This is a genomic window from Agathobacter ruminis (assembly GCF_002735305.1).
Classification (GTDB): domain Bacteria; phylum Bacillota; class Clostridia; order Lachnospirales; family Lachnospiraceae; genus Roseburia; species Roseburia ruminis.
In genome coordinates this window covers 1-2,892 of sequence record NZ_PDYG01000050.1, presented here as the reverse complement: position 1 = coordinate 2,892, position 2,892 = coordinate 1, and the positions used below count along the sequence as shown (strand labels likewise).

The following is a 2,892-nucleotide window of genomic DNA, read 5'->3' as shown; positions in this document are numbered from 1 at the left end:
CTTCAAAACTTCATACATTCACATCTCTTACAAACTTTAATGCCTAACCATTGGTCAAGCCTTCGACCGATTAGTAACAGTCAGCTCCACATGTTACCATGCTTCCACCTCTGCCCTATCTACCTGATAGTCTCTCAGGGGTCTTATCTCCTTATAGGAGGGGAAATCTCATCTTGAGGGGGGCTTCACGCTTAGATGCCTTCAGCGTTTATCCCTTCCAGACTTGGCTACTCTGCTATGCCGTTGGTCGACAACAGATACACCAGTGGTCCGTCCATCCCGGTCCTCTCGTACTAAGGACAGCTCCTCTCAAATTTCCTCCGCCCGCGCCGGATAGGGACCGAACTGTCTCACGACGTTCTGAACCCAGCTCGCGTACCGCTTTAATGGGCGAACAGCCCAACCCTTGGGACCTGCTACAGCCCCAGGATGCGATGAGCCGACATCGAGGTGCCAAACCACTCCGTCGATGTGAACTCTTGGGAGTGATAAGCCTGTTATCCCCAGGGTAGCTTTTATCCGTTGAGCGATGGCAATCCCACTTTATACCACCGGATCACTAAGTCCTACTTTCGTACCTGCTCCACCCGTCGGTGTCGCAGTCAAGCTCCCATATGCCTTTGCACTCTGCAAATAGTTTCCAACTATTCTGAGGGAACCTTTGAGCGCCTCCGATACCCTTTCGGAGGCGACCGCCCCAGTCAAACTCCCCGCCTGACATTGTCCCCTGACCGGATTACGGCCACAGGTTAGAAACCCAGTATTGCAGGGGTGGTATCCCAACAGCGACTCCAAACAGACTGGCGTCCATTCTTCTTTGTCTCCCACCTATCCTGTACGTGCAATACCGAATCCCAGTATCAAACTGGAGTAAAGCTCCATGGGGTCTTTCCGTCCTGGCGCGGGTAACCAGCATCTTCACTGGTACTTCAATTTCACCGGATGCATTGTCGAGACAGTGCTCAAATCATTACGCCTTTCGTGCGGGTCGGAACTTACCCGACAAGGAATTTCGCTACCTTAGGACCGTTATAGTTACGGCCGCCGTTTACTGGGGCTTAAATTCAAAGCTTCGCCGAAGCTAACCTCTCCTCTTAACCTTCCAGCACCGGGCAGGCGTCAGCCCATATACTTCACCTTTCGGTTTCGCATAGACCTGTGTTTTTGCTAAACAGTTGCTTGAGCCTATTCTCTGCGGCCTCTTTCGAGGCACCCCTTCTCCCGAAGTTACGGGGTCATTTTGCCGAATTCCTTAACAATGCTTCTTCCGTCGGCCTTAGGATTCTCTCCTCATCCACCTGTGTCGGTTTACGGTACGGGCACACATAACACAATAGCAGCTTTTCTCGGCACATGGCTCACACGCTTCGCTACTTAAGTTCGCTCCACATCACGTCTTCGATTTGACTGCCGGATTTGCCTAACAGCCATCTACCTCGCTTGTACCGGTTTTTCCATTCCCGGCTCGTGCTCTCCACATGCGTCCCTACAGTTCTGATTATGTGCGGTACAGGAATCTAAACCTGTTGTCCATCGGATACGCCTCGCGGCCTCTCCTTAGGTCCCGACTTACCCAGCGCAGATCAGCTTTACGCTGGAAACCTTGGATATTCAGCCGAAAGGATTCTCACCTTTCTCTCGCTACTCATTCCGGCATTCTCTCTTCTTATTTCTCCACTGCTCCTTACGGTACAGCTTCGTCGCATATAAGAATGCTCCTCTACCAATTACTAATGTAATTCCTAAGCTTCGGTGTCGTGTTTTAGCCCCGGACATTTTCGGCGCAGGAACTCTCGACTAGTGAGCTGTTACGCACTCTTTGAATGAATGGCTGCTTCTGAGCCAACATCCTAGTTGTCTTCGAATTCCCACATCCTTTTCCACTTAACACGTACTTTGGGACCTTAGCTGTAGGTCTGGGCTGTTTCCCTTTTGACTACCCAACTTATCTCGTGTAGTCTGACTCCCGGTCATCATCTGTATGGCATTCGGAGTTTGATATCCCTTGGTAAGCTTTGACGCCCCCGCAGAAATTCAGTGCTCTACCTCCACCAGACTAAACCGAGGCTAGCCCTAAAGCTATTTCGAGGAGAACCAGCTATCTCCGGGTTCGATTGGAATTTCTCCCCTATCCACAGTTCATGCCCACCCTTTTCAACGGATGTGGCTTCGGTCCTCCACTACCTCTTACGGCAGCTTCAACCTGACCATGGATAGATCACCCGGTTTCGGGTCTACTCCTACTGACTAGTCGCCCTATTAAGACTTGGTTTCCCTTCGGCTCCACACCTTAAGTGCTTAACCTCGCCAGTAAGCGTAACTCGCCGGACCGTTCTACAAAAAGTACGCGGTTGATCTCATAAGGATCTTCCACAGCTTGTAAACACAGGGTTTCAGGTTCTCTTTCACTCCCCTCCCGGGGTCCTTTTCACCTTTCCTTCACAGTACTATGCGCTATCGGTCACTAAGGAGTATTTAGGGTTACGGGGTGGTCCCCGCGCGTTCCATCAAGGTTTCACGTGTCTCGATGTACTCTGGATACTGCCATGTCAACTCTCCTTTCGCTTACGGGGCTTTCACCCTCTCTGGCCGGCTTTCCCAAAACCGTTCTGCTAGAATCGTTGAATCAATTATGCAGTCCGAACCCCGGCATGCACGCACACCGGTTTGCCCTCTTTCGCTTTCGCTCGCCGCTACTCACAAAATCACATGTTGTTTTCTCTTCCTCGCCCTACTTAGATGTTTCAGTTCAGGCGGTTCCCCACCATAGCTTATGTATTGGGCTATGGTTGATACGGGTTTTCCGTACCGGGTTTCCCCATTCAGACATCCACGGATCAAAGGTTATGTGCACCTCCCCGTGGCTTTTCGCAGCTTATCACGTCTTTCATC

1 rRNA gene is annotated in these 2,892 nt (G+C 51.0%); it reads right to left on the bottom strand.

Annotated features, from left to right (window positions below):
* Positions 1-50 precede the first annotated feature (50 nt).
* Positions 51-2,892 (bottom strand): 23S ribosomal RNA (locus CSX02_RS07695); the annotation flags it as partial.